The organism is Pseudomonas sp. VEM90, from assembly GCF_054611535.1.
Genome location: NZ_JBTRAR010000027.1, coordinates 1 through 19,441, shown reverse-complemented (window position 1 = coordinate 19,441; position 19,441 = coordinate 1). Strand labels below are relative to the sequence as shown.

At 62.4% G+C, this 19,441-nt stretch carries 15 protein-coding genes and 6 tRNA genes; 17 read left to right on the top strand and 4 right to left on the bottom strand.

The genetic code is table 11. The features are described 5' to 3' along the window. Positions 1-27 precede the first annotated feature (27 nt). Together ACYCCG_RS22185 and ACYCCG_RS22180 are read right to left on the bottom strand one after the other, a co-directional pair. Positions 28-1,578, bottom strand: coding sequence for an MDR family MFS transporter (locus ACYCCG_RS22185; protein ID WP_218115715.1), 1,551 nt, complete (start codon positions 1,576-1,578; stop codon positions 28-30). Continuing rightward, positions 1,568-2,623 carry an HlyD family secretion protein gene (locus ACYCCG_RS22180; RefSeq protein WP_209964444.1) on the bottom strand — a complete coding sequence of 352 codons (1,056 nt, stop codon included), beginning with the start codon at positions 2,621-2,623 and terminating at the stop codon, positions 1,568-1,570. Before ACYCCG_RS22180 ends, ACYCCG_RS22185 begins: the two co-directional genes overlap by 11 nt. 143 nt (positions 2,624-2,766) lie before the next feature. On the opposite strand from ACYCCG_RS22180, the gene gltX reads away from it, so the two are divergent. From gltX to ACYCCG_RS22120, 12 genes are all read left to right on the top strand, one after another. After that, the gene (gene gltX, locus ACYCCG_RS22175) at positions 2,767-4,248 is read left to right on the top strand and encodes a glutamate--tRNA ligase (RefSeq protein ID WP_010952995.1); all 1,482 of its coding nucleotides are present in this window, start codon (positions 2,767-2,769) and stop codon (positions 4,246-4,248) included. Between the two features lie 280 nt (positions 4,249-4,528). Next, positions 4,529-4,604 (top strand) — tRNA-Ala (locus ACYCCG_RS22170). 72 nt (positions 4,605-4,676) lie between these two features. Then, positions 4,677-4,752, top strand: a tRNA-Glu gene (locus ACYCCG_RS22165). A gap of 51 nt (positions 4,753-4,803) precedes the next feature. Then, positions 4,804-4,879 (top strand) — tRNA-Ala (locus tag ACYCCG_RS22160). 42 nt (positions 4,880-4,921) lie between these two features. Then, a tRNA-Glu gene (locus tag ACYCCG_RS22155) sits at positions 4,922-4,997 on the top strand. Positions 4,998-5,058: 61 nt separating this feature from the next. Then, a tRNA-Ala gene (locus tag ACYCCG_RS22150) sits at positions 5,059-5,134 on the top strand. Between the two features lie 42 nt (positions 5,135-5,176). Next, positions 5,177-5,252: transfer RNA gene (locus ACYCCG_RS22145), tRNA-Glu, on the top strand. 171 nt (positions 5,253-5,423) lie between these two features. Continuing rightward, complete coding sequence (locus ACYCCG_RS22140; RefSeq protein ID WP_176685749.1) at positions 5,424-5,963, top strand: TetR/AcrR family transcriptional regulator; 540 nt, start codon at positions 5,424-5,426, stop codon at positions 5,961-5,963. 15 nt (positions 5,964-5,978) lie between these two features. Beyond that, positions 5,979-6,860: an alpha/beta fold hydrolase gene (locus ACYCCG_RS22135; RefSeq protein WP_176685748.1), complete on the top strand. Its 882-nt coding sequence runs from the start codon at positions 5,979-5,981 to the stop codon at positions 6,858-6,860. A 104-nt stretch (positions 6,861-6,964) separates the two neighbouring features. Next, a complete protein-coding gene (locus ACYCCG_RS22130) occupies positions 6,965-7,399 on the top strand; it encodes an acyl-CoA thioesterase (RefSeq protein ID WP_003247186.1) in 435 nt (144 codons plus the stop codon). A gap of 51 nt (positions 7,400-7,450) precedes the next feature. Beyond that, positions 7,451-8,422 (top strand): tRNA dihydrouridine synthase, encoded by a 972-nt coding sequence (locus ACYCCG_RS22125; protein ID WP_209964446.1) that lies wholly within the window; start codon positions 7,451-7,453, stop codon positions 8,420-8,422. A 489-nt stretch (positions 8,423-8,911) separates the two neighbouring features. Further along, complete coding sequence (locus ACYCCG_RS22120; protein ID WP_019437397.1) at positions 8,912-9,355, top strand: Hsp20 family protein; 444 nt, start codon at positions 8,912-8,914, stop codon at positions 9,353-9,355. Positions 9,356-9,441: 86 nt separating this feature from the next. Here ACYCCG_RS22120 and ACYCCG_RS22115 read toward each other — a convergent pair whose 3' ends face one another. Then, on the bottom strand, positions 9,442-12,738 hold the full coding sequence (locus tag ACYCCG_RS22115) for a PAS domain S-box protein (protein WP_209964449.1): 3,297 nt from the start codon (positions 12,736-12,738) through the stop codon (positions 9,442-9,444). A gap of 61 nt (positions 12,739-12,799) precedes the next feature. After that, positions 12,800-13,678 carry a LysR family transcriptional regulator gene (locus tag ACYCCG_RS22110; protein ID WP_339444494.1) on the bottom strand — a complete coding sequence of 293 codons (879 nt, stop codon included), beginning with the start codon at positions 13,676-13,678 and terminating at the stop codon, positions 12,800-12,802. A 131-nt stretch (positions 13,679-13,809) separates the two neighbouring features. Here ACYCCG_RS22110 and leuC point away from each other — a divergent pair, with 131 nt between their 5' ends. The 5 genes from leuC to asd all read left to right on the top strand — a co-directional run bounded on the left by leuC (position 13,810) and on the right by asd (position 19,080). Next, complete coding sequence (gene leuC, locus ACYCCG_RS22105; protein ID WP_003247191.1) at positions 13,810-15,243, top strand: 3-isopropylmalate dehydratase large subunit; 1,434 nt, start codon at positions 13,810-13,812, stop codon at positions 15,241-15,243. Further along, positions 15,240-15,884, top strand: a complete 645-nt coding sequence (gene leuD, locus ACYCCG_RS22100; RefSeq protein ID WP_003247192.1) for a 3-isopropylmalate dehydratase small subunit — start codon at positions 15,240-15,242, stop codon at positions 15,882-15,884. Before leuC ends, leuD begins: the two co-directional genes overlap by 4 nt. Positions 15,885-16,002: 118 nt before the next feature. Next, on the top strand, positions 16,003-16,767 hold the full coding sequence (locus ACYCCG_RS22095) for a class I SAM-dependent methyltransferase (protein WP_209964451.1): 765 nt from the start codon (positions 16,003-16,005) through the stop codon (positions 16,765-16,767). Positions 16,768-16,821: 54 nt separating this feature from the next. Further along, positions 16,822-17,904 carry a 3-isopropylmalate dehydrogenase gene (gene leuB, locus ACYCCG_RS22090; RefSeq protein ID WP_003247194.1) on the top strand — a complete coding sequence of 361 codons (1,083 nt, stop codon included), beginning with the start codon at positions 16,822-16,824 and terminating at the stop codon, positions 17,902-17,904. A 63-nt stretch (positions 17,905-17,967) separates the two neighbouring features. Then, the gene (asd, locus tag ACYCCG_RS22085) at positions 17,968-19,080 is read left to right on the top strand and encodes an aspartate-semialdehyde dehydrogenase (protein WP_021784927.1); all 1,113 of its coding nucleotides are present in this window, start codon (positions 17,968-17,970) and stop codon (positions 19,078-19,080) included. The last annotated feature ends 361 nt before the right edge of the window (positions 19,081-19,441 follow it).

The window sequence follows — 19,441 nt, the reverse complement described above, 5'->3', positions numbered from 1 at the left end:
AGGGACCGCATCTAATCTGTAATAGCCTCAATGGGCTTCCCCAGCCTTCAACCCCTCCGGCAACTTGCGGGTCAGCAACACCGCCACCATGCTCACCGCCAACCCGATTCCGACAAAGTGGAAGGCATCGTTGTACGCCATGATCATGGCCTGTTGGTGGGTAATCTCGCTAAGTTTGCCCAGCGCTGCATTGTCACTGCCCAACCGTTCCGCCAATTGCGCCAGCCGCTCAGCCACCTGCGGGTTGCTCGGCACCACCGATTCGCGCAGGTAGTCGAAATACACCTTGGTCCGCGCATCCAGCAGGGTGGCCAGCAAGGCAATACCAATCGCGCCACCGAGGTTACGCAGAATATTGAACAGGCTCGACGCGGACCCGGCATCCTGTTGTTGGATATACGCGGTGGCAATCAGCGAGATGGTCACCATGATCATCGGCTGGCCCAGGGCGCGGATGATCTGGATATGGTTGAACTGCGGCCCGGCAAAGTCCGGGTTGAGCACCCCCGAACCGAAACTGGCAGCGCCGAACAAGCAAAACCCCAGCGCGCATAGTACCTTGGGCGATATCACCTTCATCAGTTGCGGCACCAGCGGGATCAGGAACAGCTGCGGAATCCCCATCCACATGATCACCTCGCCAATCTGCAAGGCGTTGTAACCCTGTACCTGCGCCAGGTACAGCGGTAGCAGATAGATCGACCCGTACAGGCCCACGCCCATGCCCAGGCTGGCGATGCTCGACAGGCCAAAGTTGCGGTTGCCGAGGATCCGCAGGTTGATCAGTGGGTGTGGCTTGGAAAACTGCAGGATGACGAAGGTGATCAGGCTGACCAGGGCAACGCTGCCCAGGCCGACGATCAGGTGCGACTCCAGCCAGTCCTTGCGATGGCCTTCCTCGAGAAACACCTGCAGGCAGCCCAACCCAAGGCCGAGGGTGACGATCCCGGCGTAATCGGTACTTTTCAGCAGCTCCCAGTGCGCCTCCTTCTTCTCAAGCCCGTATAACAAGCCGGCGATCATTAGCAGGCCCGGCGGGATATTGATGTAGAAGATGTACTCCCAGCCCCAGTTCTCGGTCAGCCAGCCGCCCAGGGTGGGGCCGATGGAGGGGGCAAAAGTGGCGGTCATGGCGAACATCGCCATGCCTTTGGCGCGGTGATGCTCGGGCAGCTTGATCAGGGTCAGGGTAAAGGCCAGCGGGATCAGTGCGCCGCCGGTGAAGCCCTGCAAGGCACGGAACAGGATCATGCTCTCCAGGTTCCAGGCCATCGAGCATAGCAGCGACGACAGCAGGAAGCCGCCGGATACCCACACTGCCAGGCGCCGCGCCGACAGCAGCTGCACCAACCAGGCTGTTAGCGGGATCATGATGATTTCCGCTACCAGGTAAGAGGTGGAAATCCATGAGCCTTCTTCCAGGGTCGCCGACAGGGCGCCCTGGATGTCCTTCAACGAGGAGTTGGTGATCTGGATGTCCAGCACTGCCATGAAGGCGCCGAGCATCACGCTCATCACTGCGATCCAGTCGCGCCGGGTTGGCTCCGCCGTGGGGCGGAGCAGTTGGTCACCGGCCATTGTGGCTTTCGTCTTCGCTGCGCAGGTCGACAGTGGCGGTCACCGACATGCCGGGGCGAATACGCCCATGCAACGGGTTGTCGGCGCGGAACGTGAGTTTTACCGGGATGCGCTGCACAACTTTGGTGAAGTTACCGGTGGCGTTGTCCGGTGGCAGCAGGCTGAACTGCGCACCGGATGCGGCGAACAGGCTGTCCACCCGGCCTTCGATCGGTGTGTCTGGGTAGCTGTCGAACAGCAGCTCTGCGCGCTGGCCGGGGTGCATGCGGCCGATCTGGGTTTCCTTGAAGTTGGCCTGCACCCAGATGTCTTCATCCGGCACGATCGACAGCAGGTAGGCACCGGCCTGCACCACCTGGCCATTGCGCGCATTACGCTGGCCGATGGTGCCGCTGATCGGCGCATGGATTTCGCAGCGGGTCAGGTTCAGTTCGGCCTGGGCCAGGTCGGTGCGGGCATTGGCGATTTGCGCATCGAGGCGCTTGAGCTCGGCGTTCAGGGCGGTGACCTGCTGGCGCTGGCTTTGCAGGTCGGCGCGGGCCTTGTCGACCTGGGAGCCGGCGACATGGCTGTCCGCCGACAGGGTAGTGACCCGCTCTTCGGAGACAAAACCCGGTTTGCGCAGCTTCTCCGCGCGGCTCAGGTCCAGCCGCGAGCGGTCGAACGTGGCCTGGGTGGCCGCCAACTGGGCCTGGCCGGCGGCAATCAGGCTGCCTTGTTGGGTGAGGCGGCTTTGCGCTTGCGCATACTCGGCTTCGCGGGTGGCCAGGGCGGCACGGGCGCGTTCGACCGCCAGCTCGAAGTCGGCGGCTTCCAGGCGCACCAGCAAGCTACCCTTGCTGACGTGCTGGTTGTCCTCGACCGGCACTGTTTCGATACGTGCGCCGAGCTGGCTGGAGATACGGGTGATCTCGCCCTGCACGTAGGCGTTGTCGGTGCTTTCGTAGAAGCGGCCCTTGAAGTACCAGTGGGCCAGGAAGGCAAGGGCAATGATGGCCACCAGGGTGAAGAAGATCGTCAGGCGGCGTTTGAGTTGGGCAGGCATGGGGACTATCGTTCCAGAAATGTAAACAAATTTAACAGCGGCGCCGGGCCTGTCGACAAGTGACGTTCGCGCCATTGCTGGAGCCCGGTGCCCGCCTCCTGCTAACATCCCGCCTTTGTTTCATCTTTCGTTCGAGACTCTCCATGACCACCGTACGCACGCGTATTGCGCCATCGCCTACCGGCGACCCCCATGTCGGCACTGCCTACATCGCCCTGTTCAACTACTGCTTTGCCAAGCAGCACGGCGGTGAGTTCATCCTGCGCATCGAAGACACCGATCAGCTGCGCTCCACGCGCGAGTCGGAGCAACAGATCTTCGACGCTCTGCGCTGGCTTGGCATCGAATGGAACGAAGGCCCGGATGTCGGCGGCCCGCATGGCCCTTACCGGCAGAGCGAGCGTGGCGAAATCTACGCCAAGTACGCCAAGGAACTGGTAGACGCCGGCCACGCCTTCTACTGCTTCTGCACCGCCGAAGAGCTGGAGCAGATGCGTGCCGAGCAGCAGGCCCGCGGCGAAACCCCGCGTTACGATGGCCGTGCGTTGCTGATGAGCGCCGAAGAAGTGCAGCGCCGCCTGGACGCTGGCGAGCCGCACGTGATCCGCATGAAGGTGCCGAGCGAAGGCATCTGCGTGGTACCGGACATGCTGCGCGGCGATGTCGAGATCCCGTGGGACCGCATGGACATGCAGGTACTGATGAAGAACGACGGCCTGCCGACGTACTTCCTGGCCAACGTGGTCGACGACCACCTGATGGGCATCACCCACGTGCTGCGTGGTGAAGAGTGGCTGCCATCGGCGCCCAAGCTGATCAAGCTGTACGAGTACTTCGGCTGGGAGCAGCCCAAGCTGTGCTACATGCCGCTGCTGCGCAACCCGGACAAATCCAAACTGTCCAAGCGCAAGAACCCGACCTCGGTCACCTTCTACGAGCGCATGGGCTTCATGCCTGAAGCGATGCTCAACTATCTTGGCCGCATGGGCTGGTCGATGCCTGACGAGCGCGAGAAGTTCTCGCTGGCCGAAATGGTCGAGCACTTCGACCTGTCGCGTATCTCGCTGGGCGGCCCGATCTTTGACATCGAGAAGCTGTCCTGGCTCAACGGCCAGTGGCTGCGCGAGCTGCCGGTAGAGGAATTCGCCGCACGCCTGCAGAAATGGGCGTTCAACAGCGACTACATGATGAAGATTGCCCCGCACGTGCAGGGCCGGGTAGAAACCTTCAGCCAGGTTGCCCCGTTGGGCGGGTTCTTCTTCGAAGGCGCGCTCAAGCTGGACGCCAAGCTGTTCGAAAGCAAGAAACTGTCGGCCGACCAGGTGCGTCAGGTGATCCAGCTGATCCTGTGGAAGCTTGAAAGCCTGCGCCAGTGGGAAAAAGAGCGCATCACCGGTTGCATCCAGGCCGTGGTCGAGGCGCTGGAGCTGAAGCTGCGTGACGCCATGCCGCTGATGTTCGCCGCCATCACCGGCCAGGCCAGCTCGGTTTCGGTGCTGGACGCCATGGAAATCCTCGGTCCTGACCTGACCCGCTACCGCCTGCGCCAGGCCCTGGACCTGCTGGGTGGTGTGTCGAAGAAAGAAAACAAAGAGTGGGAGAAGCTGTTGGCTTCCATCGCCTGATTCAGCTTTGCACCTAACCTGTGGGAGCGGGCGTGCCCGCGAATGCAATGGTAAATTCAATACCGCATTTGCGGGCACGCCCGCTCCCACAGGCCAACTAAGCCCCAAAAAACCGGGGCAGGGCGGTAAGTGATTGTTATCTGTGAAAAAATTTTTGAACATTTTTGAAAATTAGTTTGACAGCCCTGCAATCCGATCTTAATATGCGCCCCGTCCACAGCGATGAACGAAAACGAAACGCCAGGCACCCAGCCAGCGGTTCAGTTCAAAGCGACATTGTGGGGCTATAGCTCAGCTGGGAGAGCGCCTGCATGGCATGCAGGAGGTCAGCGGTTCGATCCCGCTTAGCTCCACCAAATTCCGCTTAGCAGCCAAGGCTGATAAGCAAGACCGGGTCCAGCAACCGGGTCTTGAAGGTAAGAAGGTTCGTCCCCTTCGTCTAGTGGCCTAGGACACCGCCCTTTCACGGCGGTAACAGGGGTTCGAGTCCCCTAGGGGACGCCAGTTTTACACAAGCGATGTTGGTATGTCGCTGGGCCGCGAGGCTAGAAATCCGGGGCTATAGCTCAGCTGGGAGAGCGCCTGCATGGCATGCAGGAGGTCAGCGGTTCGATCCCGCTTAGCTCCACCAATTTTGCCGCGGTTCGCGTTAGCGGATCGGCACGAAGGTTACGTCCCCTTCGTCTAGTGGCCTAGGACACCGCCCTTTCACGGCGGTAACAGGGGTTCGAGTCCCCTAGGGGACGCCACTTTTCCTGCGTTTTGCAGGGCTTAAAAAGGCTCGTCGATTATTGATGAGCCTTTTGTTTCGGGGCTATAGCTCAGCTGGGAGAGCGCCTGCATGGCATGCAGGAGGTCAGCGGTTCGATCCCGCTTAGCTCCACCATTTCTGCCAGGGTTCACACGAGTGGATCTTCGCGAAGGTTACGTCCCCTTCGTCTAGTGGCCTAGGACACCGCCCTTTCACGGCGGTAACAGGGGTTCGAGTCCCCTAGGGGACGCCACGTTTACCCGCGTTTTGCGGGACTTTAAAGGCTCATTCGCTTATTGAATGGGCCTTTTGTTTTTTCCTTCCCCAATAATTTTCCCTCCGACAAGCGGTCGCAGATTCTGCTTGCCAAAAAATATGATGAGAATAATATTTCGATCATCATATTTTGTTTGGTGCGTGCCCGATGAGCGACAAGAAGAGCAGAACCCGCGAACGCATTCTGGAGGCTGCGCGCACTGCGCTGATCCAGCACGGCCCGGCCGAGCCCAGCGTCAGCCAGGTGATGGGTGCGGCAGGCCTGACCGTCGGCGGCTTCTACGCACACTTCGACAGCAAGGACGAGCTGATGCTCGAGGCGTTCCGCCAGTTGTTGGGTGAGCGCCGAGCCTTGCTCGCCCAGATCGACCCCAGTCTCGATGGCGCCGGGCGGCGAGCGCTGGCTGGCGCCTTCTACCTCTCGCGCAAGCACCGGGACTGCGAAGTGCATGCTTGCCCGCTGCCTAACGCGTTGGGCGAAATGCAGCGCCTGCCGGAGGTCTTCCGCGAGGTGCTGGCCGAGCACATCGAGTTGATGACTGCCGCGATGGTTGACCGCCCTGAGGATGCCGACAAAGCGCTGGCCGACCTGGCCCTGATGGTTGGGGGGCTGGCGCTGGCCCGGGCCTTGGGGACCAGTGACCTGTCTGACCGTATTCTGCGCGCCGCCAAATCGGCGGTGCTTTAAACCTGGAGCATGGCGATGACCACCCTGAGCTGGATTCGCGGTGTCAATGGCACCTTGGGCCGCCTGGCCCCCGAGCATGTCGCGGGCAAGATGCGCCGAGCCTTCATGACTCCGCGCAACCTGCCGCCGCGGGATTGGGAACTGCCTGTGCTGGCCAGCGCCGAGCGCATTACGCTGCGCTTCGGTCTGTCTGCCTTGCGCTGGGGTCAAGGGCCGACCGTGCTGCTGATGCACGGTTGGGAGGGGCGCCCGACGCAGTTTGCCGCCTTGATCGAGACCTTGGTTCAGGCGGGGCATACGGTGGTGTCGCTGGAAGGGCCTGGGCATGGTCGTTCGCCTGGCGAGCAAGCGAATGTGGTGCTGTTTGCCCGGGCGCTGCTTGAGGCTGCGGCTGAGTTGCCGCCCTTGCGTGCAGTCATTGGCCATTCCATGGGTGGGGCGAGCGTGCTGCTGGCTTTGCAGATGGGGCTGCGTACAGAGGCGGCTGTCAGCATTGCAGCGCCGGCGCGGTTGCTCGGTGTGTTGCGTGGTTTTGCCCATCGCCTGGGGCTGCCAGCCCGGGCACGGGCAGCGTTCATTCGCCAGATCGAGCGCGATGTGGGCATGCAGATTGCGCGGCTGGATGTCACGGGTTACCAGCTGGAGCTGCCGGGGCTGGTGGTGCATGCTGCCGATGATGCTCTCGTGTCCGCAGATGAGGCACATGTCATCCACAAGGCCTGGTTCGACAGCCGGCTGATGCTGCTGGAAGAGGGTGGTCACCAGCGAGTGCTGGCCGACCCGCGGCTGAGTGAAGCCGTGCTCGAATTGCTGGCTCGGGCTGAGGCGGTCAGTGTCGGCGCGGCTTCAGCGGCGAATATCGGTATCGCCGCCGGGGCCATCCACCGCGGTGTCTGATTCGCGGGCAAGCCCGCCCCTATAACGACCGCCTCAGGCTCACAGGGGCTGGACATTGCCCCGCAGATCGCTGCTAAATCGCCTTTTGCGCCAAGGAAGCGAAAATGAGCTGGGACCTGGCAACACCCTTCGTCATCGACCTGCGCGTCGGCAGCGAGGACATCGACGGCCTTGGCCACGCCAACAATGCGGTCTACGTGACCTGGCTTGAGCGTTGCGCCTGGCGCCATTCCCAGCGCCTGGGGCTGGACCTGGCCGAATACCGGCGCCTTGACCGGGCGATGGCCGTGGTGCGCCACGAAATCGACTACCTGGCCGCTGCCTATGAGGACGACGAGCTGCAACTGGCCACCTGGATCATTGACTGGGACCAGCGCCTGCGCATGACCCGGCGTTTTCAGCTCAAGCGCCCGCGCGATGGTGTGACACTGCTGCGCGCGCAAACCACCTTTGCCTGCATCGAGCTGTCCAGCGGCAAGCCCAGGCGCATGCCGGCGGAATTCGTCGAGGGTTACGGTCCGGCGCTGATCGGTGCCTGAGTCGCCGGCAATTTTTGTTAAACTGCCGGCTTTTTCCGCTGAGACCCCGACATGCAAATTGCCCTGGCCCCCATGGAGGGGCTGGTCGACAACATCCTGCGCGACGTATTGACCCGCGTGGGCGGTATCGACTGGTGCGTCACCGAGTTCATTCGCGTGTGCGACCGTCTGTTGCCGGCGTCCTCGTTCCACAAGCTGGCGCCTGAACTGCGCCAGGGCGCGCGCACCGCTTCCGGTGTGCCCATGCGTGTGCAATTGCTGGGTTCGGACCCGGTATGCCTGGCGGAAAACGCCGCACTGGCTTGCGAGCTTGGGGCGCCGGTGATCGACTTGAACTTCGGTTGCCCGGCAAAGACAGTGAACAAGTCGCGAGGTGGTGCGGTACTGCTCAAAGAGCCAGAGTTGCTGCACGCCATTGTGCGTGAGGTGCGGCGTGCAGTACCGGCGAATATCCCGGTGACCTCGAAGATGCGCCTGGGCTTTGACAGCCCCGACGGGGCGCTGGAGTGCGCCACGGCGCTGGCCGAGGGCGGTTCGGCACACCTGGTGGTGCACGCGCGGACCAAGGTTGAGGGCTACAAGCCGCCAGCGCACTGGGAGTGGGTGGCGCGGGTACAGGATGTGGTCAAGGTGCCGGTGTTCGCCAATGGCGAGATCTGGACGGTTGATGACTGGCGGCGTTGCCGCGAGGTCAGTGGCGCTGAAGACATCATGCTCGGGCGTGGGCTGGTATCGCGCCCGGACCTGGGCCTGCAGATTGCGGCGGCGCGGGACGGGCGCGACTATCAGCCGATGAGCTGGCAGGACTTGTTGCCTCTGTTGCGTGAGTTCTGGCGTCAGGCTCAGGCCAAATTGTCGCCGCGTTATGCGCCGGGGCGGATGAAGCAGTGGCTGGCGATGCTGACTCGCAGTTACCCTGAAGCGGTGGTGTTGTTTGCCGAGTTGCGCCGGGAAGATGACTGCGCGCGGATCAGCCGGTTGCTGGGGGTAGAGGCTCAAGCCCTGGAGGCTTGCGTCGCCTGAGCAGGCCTCTGGTACTGCACCTGTAGGAGCGGGTTTACCCGCGAAGAGGCCGGCCCTGCTGGCCAATTTCCACCCGCCGTTCACCGATGCCGCCGCTACCGTATTCGCGGGTAAACCCGCTCCTACGCCGGATCGGTGGTGGACACAGGTCGGTGATTGGGCGCAGGTCCTCGTAGGAGCGGGTTTACCCGCGAAGAGGCCGGCCCTGCTAGCCAATTTCCACCCGCCGTTCACCGTTGCCGCCGCTACCGTATTCGCGGGTAAACCCGCTCCTACGCCGGATCGGTGGTGGACACAGGTCGGTGGCGGGGCACAGGCCGTGGTAGGAGCGGGTTCACCCGCGAAGAGGCCATCAAACCCCGTGCAAAAAAATCTAATTTTTTCTATTTACCCCTTGAAAGCATTTCCCTCGGCCATATCTTTTGAGTACGCGATGCCGAAGTCGGGTCGCGTAATGACCTACTTGCTGAATCTCAGGAGTTTATGACCATGACTACTGCTTTCTCTCTTGCTCCACTGTTCCGCCATTCCGTTGGTTTCGACCGTTTCAACGACCTGTTCGAATCCGCGGCACGTAACGAGGCCGGTAGCAGCTACCCGCCCTATAACGTGGAAAAGCATGGCGATGACCACTACCGCATCGTGGTTGCTGCAGCCGGTTTCCAGGAAGAGGACCTCGACCTGCAGGTCGAAAAAGGTGTCCTGACCGTGACCGGTGGCAAGCGCGACAACAGCGCCGCTGAAGTGACCTACCTGCACCAGGGTATCGCACAGCGCGCCTTCAAGCTGTCGTTCCGCCTGGCTGATCACATCGAAGTGAAGGCCGCCGGCCTGGCCAATGGCCTGCTCAGCATCGACCTGCTGCGCATCGTGCCAGAAGAAGCCAAGGCCAAGCGCATTCCGATCAATGGCGAAAAACCAGCGCTGAACTGATCGCACTGCAATGAAAAAGGGCACCTCCAGAGGTGCCCTTTTTCGTGCTTCTCGCGCCGTTCCGTAGGTGCGCGAGAGCCATGCCATCAGTAATCTGCCGGCGCCTCCAGCAACATCTGCCGAAACTCCGGCAACGGCAATGGCCGGCTGTGCAGATAACCCTGGTACAGATGGCACCCCAGTCGCTCGAGAAACGCCAGCTGTTCGGTCAGCTCTACCCCTTCGGCAATCACCGCCAGGTCCAGACTGCGCGCCATGGCGACAATGGCGCGGACAATCTCTGCGTCGTTGGGGTCGACAGGGGCGTCGCGTACGAAGCTCTGGTCGATTTTCAGCGCATCCACCGGCAGGCGCTTCAGGTAAGTCAGCGAGGAATAGCCGGTGCCGAAGTCATCCATGGCAAAACTCACCCCGTAGCCTTTCAGCTCGCGCATCTTGCTGATGGTGTCTTCCAGGTTCTGGATGACGATGCCTTCGGTGATTTCCAGCGTCAGCATCTGCCGCGGCAGGCGATAATCGTCCAGGCTGCGCAGCACCCGCCCGACAAAGTCGTTCTGGCGGAATTGTCGCGGGCTTATGTTCACACACAGGCTGAAATCATCAGCGTCGATCAGCCCGTCGGTGAGCATGCGGGCGCAGGCGTCGCAGGCCTCGTCGAGAATCCAGCTGCCGACTTCAAGGATCAGGCCGCTTTCTTCCAGTACCTGGATGAACTGCGAGGGCGGTTGCTGACCCAGTTGCGGGTGGTGCCAGCGCAGCAGTACTTCGGCGCCGACGATGCGGTTGTCGCGGGCATCCACTTGCGGCTGGAAGTGCAGCGCCAGTTCGCCACGGGCCAAGGCCAGGCGCAGGTCGTTTTCCATGCGCAGGCGCTCGCTGGCGGCCTTCTGCATGGTGGTGTGGAACAGCTGGGTGGTGTTGCGACCGGAGTCCTTGGCCCGGTACAGGGCGATATCGGCACGCTTGAGCAGGTCAGCCGGTGTGGTGCCGTGGTCGGGGATCAGCGCCACGCCGATGCTGGGCGTCACTTGCAGGCGCTGGCCATCCAGTGACATGGGCTCGGCCAGCAGTTCGCGCAGGGTGTCGGCCAGCTCGCGCACTTTCTCTTCCACGTGTTCGCGGCTCCCTTCCAGGCCGCTGAGCAGTACCACGAACTCGTCGCCCCCCAGGCGCGCTACGGTGTCCTCCAGACGCACGCTGGCCTCCAGACGGGCGGTGATGATCTTCAGCACGGTGTCGCCCACCGGGTGGCCCAGCGAGTCGTTGATGTGCTTGAAGTGGTCAAGGTCGAGGAACAGCAGGGCGCCACGCAGGTTATGGCGCTTGAGCAGGGCGATCTGCTGGCTCAGGCGGTCCATCAGCAAGGCGCGGTTGGGCAGGTTGGTCAGCGGGTCGTGATAGGCCAGGTGGCGTATCTGCGCCTGAGCGTTCTTCAACTGGCTGACGTCGCGGGCAGTCAGCAGCAGGCAGTCCACTTCGTTGAGGGTGATCGGTTCCACCGAAACCTCCACCGTGAGGATATCGCCACGCTTGTTTCGCCCGAGCATCTCGCGGTGGTGTACCCGGCCGCGCTCGCGCAATTCGGCCAGCAGCGCGCTGCGCTGCTTGTCGTCGGCCCAGATGCCGATCTCATACACCGTGTGGCCGATCACGTCGGCAGTGCTGTAGCCGGTCAGGCGGCAGAAGCCGTCGTTGACTTCCAGGTAGCGGCCGCTGTGGCGTTCGGTAATGGTGATGGCGTCGGGGCTGGAGTGGAAGGCCTTGGCGAACTTCTCCTCGCTGGACTTCAGCGCTGCTTCGGCGCGTTGTTGCTGGGTGATGTCGCGCAGGGTGGTAACGCTGCACGGCTGGTCGTCGACGGTGATCAGGCGGCTGGAAATCACGCAGGTCAGTGGGGTGCCATTGCGGTGGTTGAGTATCACTGCGACGTTGCTTAACGCCTGTTCGCGGATCACCTGCTCGATACGTTGCGCGCGCTCAACGGACTCGGCCCACAGGCCGATCTCCTCTGCGGTACGCCCAAGCACCTGCTCGCTGCTCCAGCCGAAGGTCTGGGTGAACGCCGGATTGATCTCGATGAACTGGCCGGTGTCCTGACGGGTGACGCAGATCGGGTCGGGACTGACCTGGAACAGGCTGGCAAACTTCTCTTCCGAGGCGCTCAGGCGCTGCTCGCGTTCCACCTGGTCGGTGATGTCGAGCAAGGTGCCAGCCATGCGCAAGGGGATGCCCTGGTCGTCGCGGTATAGCCGCGCGCGGCTTTCGATGTAGCGTGAAGCGCCGTTTTCCAACTGTACCCGGTAGGTGATCTGATAGTTGCCGGCAGGCCCTTCGCGCAGGCTACGGTAGGCCTGACGCATCGAGTTGCGCTCTTGCTCCGGCACGCCCTCGAAGAATGCATCGAACGATTCATGAAAGGGGATGGGCGGCAAGCCATGCAGCTGCGCGGCGCGGGCCGAACCGTAGAGCATTCCGCTTGGAATGTGCCAGTCCCAAGTGCCCAGTTGTGCCGAATCCAGGGCCAGGTCCAGGCGCTCCTGGCTGTCCTTCAGGGCCTGCTCGGCGCGCTTGCGTTCGGTGGTGTCGACGAATGTACTGATCAGGAAGGTCACGCCTTCCAGTTCGATGCCCTGGGTGCACAGAATGCCGTCATGCACCTTGCCGCTGGATGCGCGGAATTGCACCTCCATCGTCAGCGGGCCGCCGTTGGCGCGGGTCGACTCGATTATCTGGTGGCGCTGTTCGGGGTTGACCCACAGGCCCAGTTCCAGGCTGGTCTTGCCGATCACCTGGCTGCCGGGCCAGCCGAACATGTCTTCGAAGTGCTGGTTGACCTCGAAGATCATGCCATCGTGGCGGCGGGTCAGCAAAATGGCGTTGGGGCTCAGGTGGAACAGTGTGGCAAAGCGCTTTTCCGAATTGATCAGCGCCGTTTCTCGCTCGCGCTGGCGGGTTATCTCGCGGATCACACCGATCATCTGCGGCCGGCCGTGCAGGTCATGGGTCAGGCTGCCGTTGATCTCCAGCCAGTGCAGGCTGCCATCCGGCCAGCGGATACGGTGGCGCATGGCCTGTTCCACTGGCTCGCCGTTGACCACCGCCTGGAACACCTGGCGCGTACGGGCGCGGTCTTCCTGGGGCAGCAGGTCGAGGTAATCGATGTCGGCAGGCAGTGGCTGCTGTGGGTCGAAACCGAACAGGGCCTGGGTGCCCCGCGACCAACTGACCCTGCCGCTTTCGATATCCCATAGCCAGGCGCCCAGGCGCGCACCGTTGAGCGCTGCCAGCAGCTGCGGGGCGTTCTGCCAGGCCTGCTCGGATTCCTGTGGATCAGCTGCAGGTATTCGCGGCAGGCGCAAAAAGCGGTTTGCTGATTTGGGCATTGGTACCAGACCTGTGGCGTATGGCGTGTCCTTGGAATCGGAATGGCTGGCTGACAACCGGTCAGGTGGGCCCTGAGTGGCTGTCGAGCAGGGCCATGAATGCCCTGGCCGCATTCGATAGCGTACGCTCCGTGTGCAGAATGTAGCCTAGCTGGCGCGACAGCTGTATGCCGGGCAAAGCGATGGGTGCAACCTGCTCGTCGAGCATGGTGCGTGGCAGTACGCTCCAGGCCAGGCCGATCGACACCATCATCTTGATGGTTTCCAGGTAGTTGGTGCTCATGGCGATGTTCGGCATCAGCCCCTGGCTTTCGAACAGGCGCTGGACAATATGGTGGGTAAAGGTATTGCCGCCGGGGAATACCGCCGGGTGGCGGGCGACGTCAGCCAGGCTGACCGCCTGGTTGCTGGCCAGCGGGTGCTCGGGGGCGGCGACGAAGTCCAGGGCGTCGTCCCACACCGGCACAGCCTTGACCAAGTGGTGTGGCTCGGGCGCCAGGGTGATAACGGCGATTTCGGCGCGGCCATGCAAAATCTCGTCGTAGGCCTGTTCCGAATCCATGAACTGAATATCCAGCGCCACTGCCGGGTACTGGCGGGTGAAGACCCGTAACAACGGGGGCAGGCGGTGCAGGCCGATGTGATGGCTGGTGGCCAGGGTCAGGCGACCGCTCACGGCCCCGGTCAGATTGGTCAGCGCCCGTCGGGTATCATCAAGGACGTTGAGGATCTGGTAGGCCCGCGGCAGCAGGGCACGTCCGGCTTCGGTCAGGGTCACCTCGCGCCCCAGGCGGTCGAACAGGCGCACGTCCAGTTGCTGCTCCAGGCCGGCGATACGTTTGCTGATGGCCGGTTGAGTCAGGAACAGGCGTTCGGCTGCGCCGGAAAAGCTGCCGGTTTCAGCAATGGCGATGAAGGCACTGAGGTTGGCCAGGTCCATGGTGGTGTATTCCTTTGGGTTATCCAAAGCATAAAAATTATGAATTTGAGTTATTCAATCTAACCCCATAGCATCGTCCGTACAAGCCAAGGGGTCTTTGGCATAGAAAGACGCTGATGAGGAACAGTCTGATGGCTGGCAAAACGCTCTACGACAAACTCTGGGAAGCCCATGAGGTCAAGCGCCGTGATGACGGCTCGTCCTTGATCTACATCGATCGCCACATCATCCACGAAGTGACGTCGCCCCAGGCCTTCGAAGGCCTGCGCCTGGCCAACCGCAAACCGTGGCGTATCGACGCCAACATTGCCACGCCGGACCACAACGTGCCGACCACGCCAGAGCGCAAGGGCGGTATCGAGGCGATCGTCGACCAGGTGTCGCGCCTGCAGGTGCAGACCCTCGACGAGAACTGTGACGAATACGGCATCGTCGAATTCAAGATGAACGACGAGCGCCAGGGCATCGTCCACGTCATCAGCCCGGAGCAGGGCGCCACCTTGCCGGGCATGACCGTGGTCTGCGGTGACTCGCACACCTCCACCCACGGCGCCTTCGGTGCCTTGGCCCACGGCATCGGCACCTCCGAGGTCGAGCACGTGCTCGCCACCCAGTGCCTGGTCGCCAAGAAGATGAAGAACATGCTGGTGCGCGTGGAAGGCCAATTGCCGGCCGGCGTTACCGCCAAGGACATCGTGCTGGCCGTGATCGGCAAGATCGGCACCGCCGGTGGCAACGGTCACGCCATGGAGTTCGCTGGCAGTGCCATTCGCGAATTGTCGATGGAAGGCCGCATGACCATCTGCAACATGTCCATCGAAGCCGGTGCCCGCGTGGGCCTGGTGGCGACCGATGCCACCACCGTTGCCTACGTCGAAGGCCGTCCGTACGCGCCGAAGGGCGAGCAGTGGAAGCAAGCGGTCGAATCGTGGAAAGACCTGGTGTCGGATGACGACGCCGTATTCGACACCGTGGTGGAACTGGATGCCAGCCAGATCAAGCCACAAGTCAGCTGGGGCACTTCGCCCGAAATGGTTCTGGCTGTCGACCAGCGTGTGCCAGACCCGGCTGCCGAAGCCGACCTGGTCAAGCGTGGTTCGATCGAGCGTGCCTTGAAGTACATGGGGCTGACCGCCAACCAGGCGATCACCGATATCAAGCTTGACCGTGTGTTCATCGGCTCGTGCACCAACTCGCGAATCGAGGACCTGCGCGCAGCGGCGGAAATCGCCAAGGGCCGCAAGGTGGCTGCCAGTGTCAAGCAAGCCATCGTCGTACCGGGCTCGGGGCTGGTCAAGGCTCAGGCCGAGCGTGAAGGCCTGGACAAGATCTTCCTCGAAGCCGGTTTCGAATGGCGTGAACCAGGCTGCTCGATGTGCCTGGCGATGAACCCGGACCGCCTGGAAAGCGGCGAGCACTGCGCGTCCACCTCCAACCGCAACTTCGAAGGCCGTCAGGGCGCCGGTGGTCGTACCCATCTGGTCAGTCCGGCCATGGCCGCCGCTGCTGCTGTAGCTGGCCACTTCATCGATGTCCGCGAGTTGATCCAAGGGAGCGCAGCATGAAAGCCTTTACCCAGCACACTGGCCTCGTCGCACCGTTGGACCGTGCCAACGTCGACACCGACCAGATCATCCCCAAGCAGTTCTTGAAGTCGATCAAGCGCACCGGCTTTGGCCCGAATCTGTTCGACGAGTGGCGTTACCTGGATGTGGGGCAGCCCTACCAGGACAATAGCAAGCGCCCGGTCAATGAGGAGTTCGTGCTCAACCACGCGCGCTACCAGGGTGCCAGCGTGTTACTGGCGCGGGAGAACTTTGGTTGCGGCTCCAGCCGTGAGCATGCCCCTTGGGCGCTGGACGAGTACGGCTTCCGCAGCATCATTGCGCCGAGCTTTGCCGACATTTTCTTCAATAACAGCTTCAAGAACGGCTTGCTGCCGATCATTCTGAGCGATGAGGAAGTTGACGAGCTGTTCAAACAGGTCGAAGCCAACCCGGGCTACCAGCTGACCATCGACCTGCAGGCGCAGGCGGTGACCCGCCCGGATGGCAAGGTGCTGCACTTCGAGATCGATGCGTTCCGCAAGCACTGCCTGCTCAACGGTCTGGACGATATCGGCCTGACCCTGCAGGACAGCGACGCGATCAAGGCCTTCGAAGCCAAGCACCGTGCCAGCCAGCCTTGGCTGTTCCGTGATGCCTGAAGTTCGTAGGTGAAAGTGCCGGCCTCTTCGCTCCTACAGAGGGTTACGCGGTCGTTGTAGGAGCGGGTTTACCCGCGAAGAGGCCGGCACAGGCAACAAAAATCTAAAGGAACGAGACATGACCAGCACCCAGCACACCGATGTGGTCCAACGCCAGTTCGGCGAACAGGCCAGCGCCTACCTCAGCAGCGCCGTGCACGCCCAAGGCAGTGAATTCGCCCTGCTGCAGGCCGAGCTGGCAGGGCAGGCCCATGCCCGCGTGCTGGACCTGGGCTGCGGTGCCGGTCATGTCAGCTTCCACGTCGCCCCGCTGGTTAACGAAGTGGTCGCCTACGACCTCTCTCAATCCATGCTCGACGTGGTCGCCAGCGCCGCCGCCGAACGCGGCTTGGGCAATATCATTACCGAACGCGGCGCTGCCGAACGCCTGCCGTTCGCCGATGCTTCGTTCGACTTCGTCTTCAGCCGTTATTCGGCCCACCACTGGAGCGACCTGGGCCTGGCCCTGCGCGAAGTGCGCAGGGTGCTCAAGCCCGGTGGTGTGGCGGCGTTCATCGACGTGATGTCGCCGGGCAGCCCGCTGCTCGACACTTACCTGCAAACGGTCGAAGTGCTGCGCGACACCAGCCATGTGCGCGACTACTCCGTCGCCGAGTGGCAACGCCAGGTCAGCGAGGCCGGCCTGCGCGTGCGCAGCCACACCCGCCAGTCGCTGCGCCTGGAGTGGAGCACCTGGGTTGAGCGCATGCGCACCCCCGAGCCGATGCGCGTGGCCATCCGCCAGTTGCAGCAAGCCATGGGCGAAGAAGTACGGCAGTATTACCAGATCGAGTCCGACGGCTCGTTCAGCACCGATGTGCTGGTGTTGTGGGCCGAGCGTTAAGCACTTTTCGGTGGGGCCCGCTTGGCCACACCGCGTGAATGGATAGAGGAAAGCATGAGCAAGCAGATTCTGATTCTCCCAGGTGACGGTATCGGCCCGGAAATCATGGCCGAAGCGGTCAAGGTACTGGAACTGGCCAACGACAAGTTCCAGCTCGGCTTCAGCCTGGCGCACGACGTGATTGGCGGTGCCGCCATCGACAAACACGGTGTGCCGCTGGCCGACGAAACCCTGGAGCGTGCGCGCAAGGCCGATGCGGTGCTGCTGGGGGCTGTGGGCGGGCCGAAGTGGGACAAGATCGAGCGAGACATCCGCCCGGAACGAGGCCTGCTGAAGATCCGCTCGCAACTGGGCCTGTTCGCCAACCTGCGCCCGGCCATCCTTTACCCGCAACTGGCCGATGCCTCGTCGCTGAAGCCGGAAATCGTGTCGGGCCTGGACATTCTCATCGTCCGTGAGCTGACCGGCGGCATCTACTTCGGCGCCCCGCGCGGCCAGCGCGAGCTGGAAGGCGGCGAACGCCAGGCCTACGACACTCTGCCGTACAGCGAAAGCGAAGTGCGCCGTATTGCCCGTGTCGGCTTCGACATGGCCCGCGTGCGCGGCAAGAAACTGTGCTCGGTGGACAAGGCCAACGTTCTGGCCTCCAGCCAGCTGTGGCGTGAAGTGGTCGAGGACGTGGCCAAGGACTACCCGGACGTGGAACTGAGCCACATGTACGTCGACAACGCTGCCATGCAGTTGGTGCGTGCACCCAAGCAGTTCGACGTGATGGTGACCGACAACATGTTCGGTGACATTCTGTCGGATGAAGCTTCCATGTTGACCGGTTCTATCGGCATGCTGCCTTCGGCGTCCCTGGATGCCGACAACAAGGGCATGTACGAGCCGTGCCACGGCTCGGCACCGGACATCGCAGGCCTTGGCATCGCCAACCCATTGGCGACCATCCTGTCGGTGTCGATGATGTTGCGTTACAGCTTCAATCAGTCGGCTGCCGCCGAGGCGATCGAGAAGGCCGTGAGCCTGGTTCTGGACCAGGGTCTGCGCACCGGCGACATCTTCTCGGAAGGCTGCCGCAAAGTTGGTACGCAGGAAATGGGCGACGCAGTAGTCGCAGCGCTGCGGAATCTGTAATCTCTCTGGCCCGCCCCCCAAAATTCCCGGTGGCGGCCCACTTTTAGCAAAGGTGTAGTTGCGATGAAACGTGTAGGTCTGATCGGTTGGCGCGGTATGGTCGGTTCCGTGCTCATGCAGCGGATGCTGGAGGAGCAGGATTTCGACCTTATCGAGCCGGTGTTCTTCACTACCTCCAATGTTGGTGGCCAGGGTCCGAACGTGGGCAAGGATACAGCGCCCCTCAAGGACGCTTATTCGATTGAAGAACTCAAGACCCTCGACGTTATCCTGACCTGCCAGGGCGGCGACTACACCAACGAGGTCTTCCCCAAGCTGCGTGAAGCCGGCTGGCAGGGTTACTGGATCGACGCCGCTTCGTCCCTGCGTATGCAGGATGACGCGGTGATCATCCTTGATCCGGTCAACCGCAAGGTCATCGACCAGCAGCTGGACGCCGGTACCAAGAACTACATCGGTGGCAACTGCACCGTCAGCCTGATGCTGATGGGCCTGGGTGGCCTGTTCGAGGCCGGTCTGGTCGAGTGGATGAGCGCCATGACCTACCAGGCGGCTTCGGGTGCCGGCGCGCAGAACATGCGCGAGCTGATCAAGCAGATGGGTGCTACCCACGCCGCAGTGGCCGATGACCTGGCCAACCCGGCCAGCGCCATCCTCGATATCGACCGCAAGGTTGCCGAGACCATGCGCAGCGAAGCGTTCCCGACCGAGAACTTCGGTGTGCCGCTGGCGGGCAGCCTGATCCCGTGGATCGACAAGGAACTGCCGAACGGTCAGAGCCGCGAAGAGTGGAAGGCCCAGGCCGAAACCAACAAGATCCTTGGCCGCTTCAAGAGCCCGATCCCGGTAGACGGCATCTGCGTGCGCATCGGCGCCATGCGCTGCCACAGCCAGGCGCTGACCATCAAGCTGAACAAGGACGTGCCGATCGCCGACATCGAAGGCATGATCAGCCAGCACAACCCTTGGGTGAAGCTGGTGCCGAACCAGCGTGAAATCAGCATGCAGGAGCTGAGCCCGACCAAGGTCACCGGCACCCTGAACATCCCGGTTGGCCGCCTGCGCAAGCTGAACATGGGTTCGCAGTACCTGGGCGCGTTCACCGTGGGTGACCAGCTGCTGTGGGGCGCCGCCGAACCGCTGCGCCGCATGTTGCGGATTCTGCTGGAGCGTTGATCGTTCAGGCTTCACCTGAAAAATACCGCACTGGTGACAGTGCGGTATTTTTTTATGCCTGAAAGTATGCATTTGGGTCGCAGGCCTAAGCGCCGGATATGTCATGCCCCTGTTTAATGGCGAAGTGCCTGCTCTGACAGAGCCGTTGCCGTTGCCGTTGCTTTTGCTTCTAAGTGCGCGGTAGTTCAGGCGACGCAGATTGCGACTTCAGGAGGCCGAGCGCAGGGCTTGCGGAGGGAGGTGACGGGCATGGATGCCCGTCAAGCGCTGGGCCCCAGGATGGGGCCTACAGCGCGGTCCTCCCGGGAGCAAGCCCGGAGCGAGGGGACCCCGGAGCGCAGCGCAGGGGCCGGATGATGGG

Coding starts and splice junctions, on each gene's coding strand:
- ACYCCG_RS22185 (WP_218115715.1), bottom strand. CDS start 1,578: ATGGCCGGTGACCAACTGCTCCGCCCCACGGCGGAGCCAACCCGGCGC.
- ACYCCG_RS22180 (WP_209964444.1), bottom strand. CDS start 2,623: ATGCCTGCCCAACTCAAACGCCGCCTGACGATCTTCTTCACCCTGGTG.
- gltX (WP_010952995.1), top strand. CDS start 2,767: ATGACCACCGTACGCACGCGTATTGCGCCATCGCCTACCGGCGACCCC.
- ACYCCG_RS22140 (WP_176685749.1), top strand. CDS start 5,424: ATGAGCGACAAGAAGAGCAGAACCCGCGAACGCATTCTGGAGGCTGCG.
- ACYCCG_RS22135 (WP_176685748.1), top strand. CDS start 5,979: ATGACCACCCTGAGCTGGATTCGCGGTGTCAATGGCACCTTGGGCCGC.
- ACYCCG_RS22130 (WP_003247186.1), top strand. CDS start 6,965: ATGAGCTGGGACCTGGCAACACCCTTCGTCATCGACCTGCGCGTCGGC.
- ACYCCG_RS22125 (WP_209964446.1), top strand. CDS start 7,451: ATGCAAATTGCCCTGGCCCCCATGGAGGGGCTGGTCGACAACATCCTG.
- ACYCCG_RS22120 (WP_019437397.1), top strand. CDS start 8,912: ATGACTACTGCTTTCTCTCTTGCTCCACTGTTCCGCCATTCCGTTGGT.
- ACYCCG_RS22115 (WP_209964449.1), bottom strand. CDS start 12,738: ATGCCCAAATCAGCAAACCGCTTTTTGCGCCTGCCGCGAATACCTGCA.
- ACYCCG_RS22110 (WP_339444494.1), bottom strand. CDS start 13,678: ATGGACCTGGCCAACCTCAGTGCCTTCATCGCCATTGCTGAAACCGGC.
- leuC (WP_003247191.1), top strand. CDS start 13,810: ATGGCTGGCAAAACGCTCTACGACAAACTCTGGGAAGCCCATGAGGTC.
- leuD (WP_003247192.1), top strand. CDS start 15,240: ATGAAAGCCTTTACCCAGCACACTGGCCTCGTCGCACCGTTGGACCGT.
- ACYCCG_RS22095 (WP_209964451.1), top strand. CDS start 16,003: ATGACCAGCACCCAGCACACCGATGTGGTCCAACGCCAGTTCGGCGAA.
- leuB (WP_003247194.1), top strand. CDS start 16,822: ATGAGCAAGCAGATTCTGATTCTCCCAGGTGACGGTATCGGCCCGGAA.
- asd (WP_021784927.1), top strand. CDS start 17,968: ATGAAACGTGTAGGTCTGATCGGTTGGCGCGGTATGGTCGGTTCCGTG.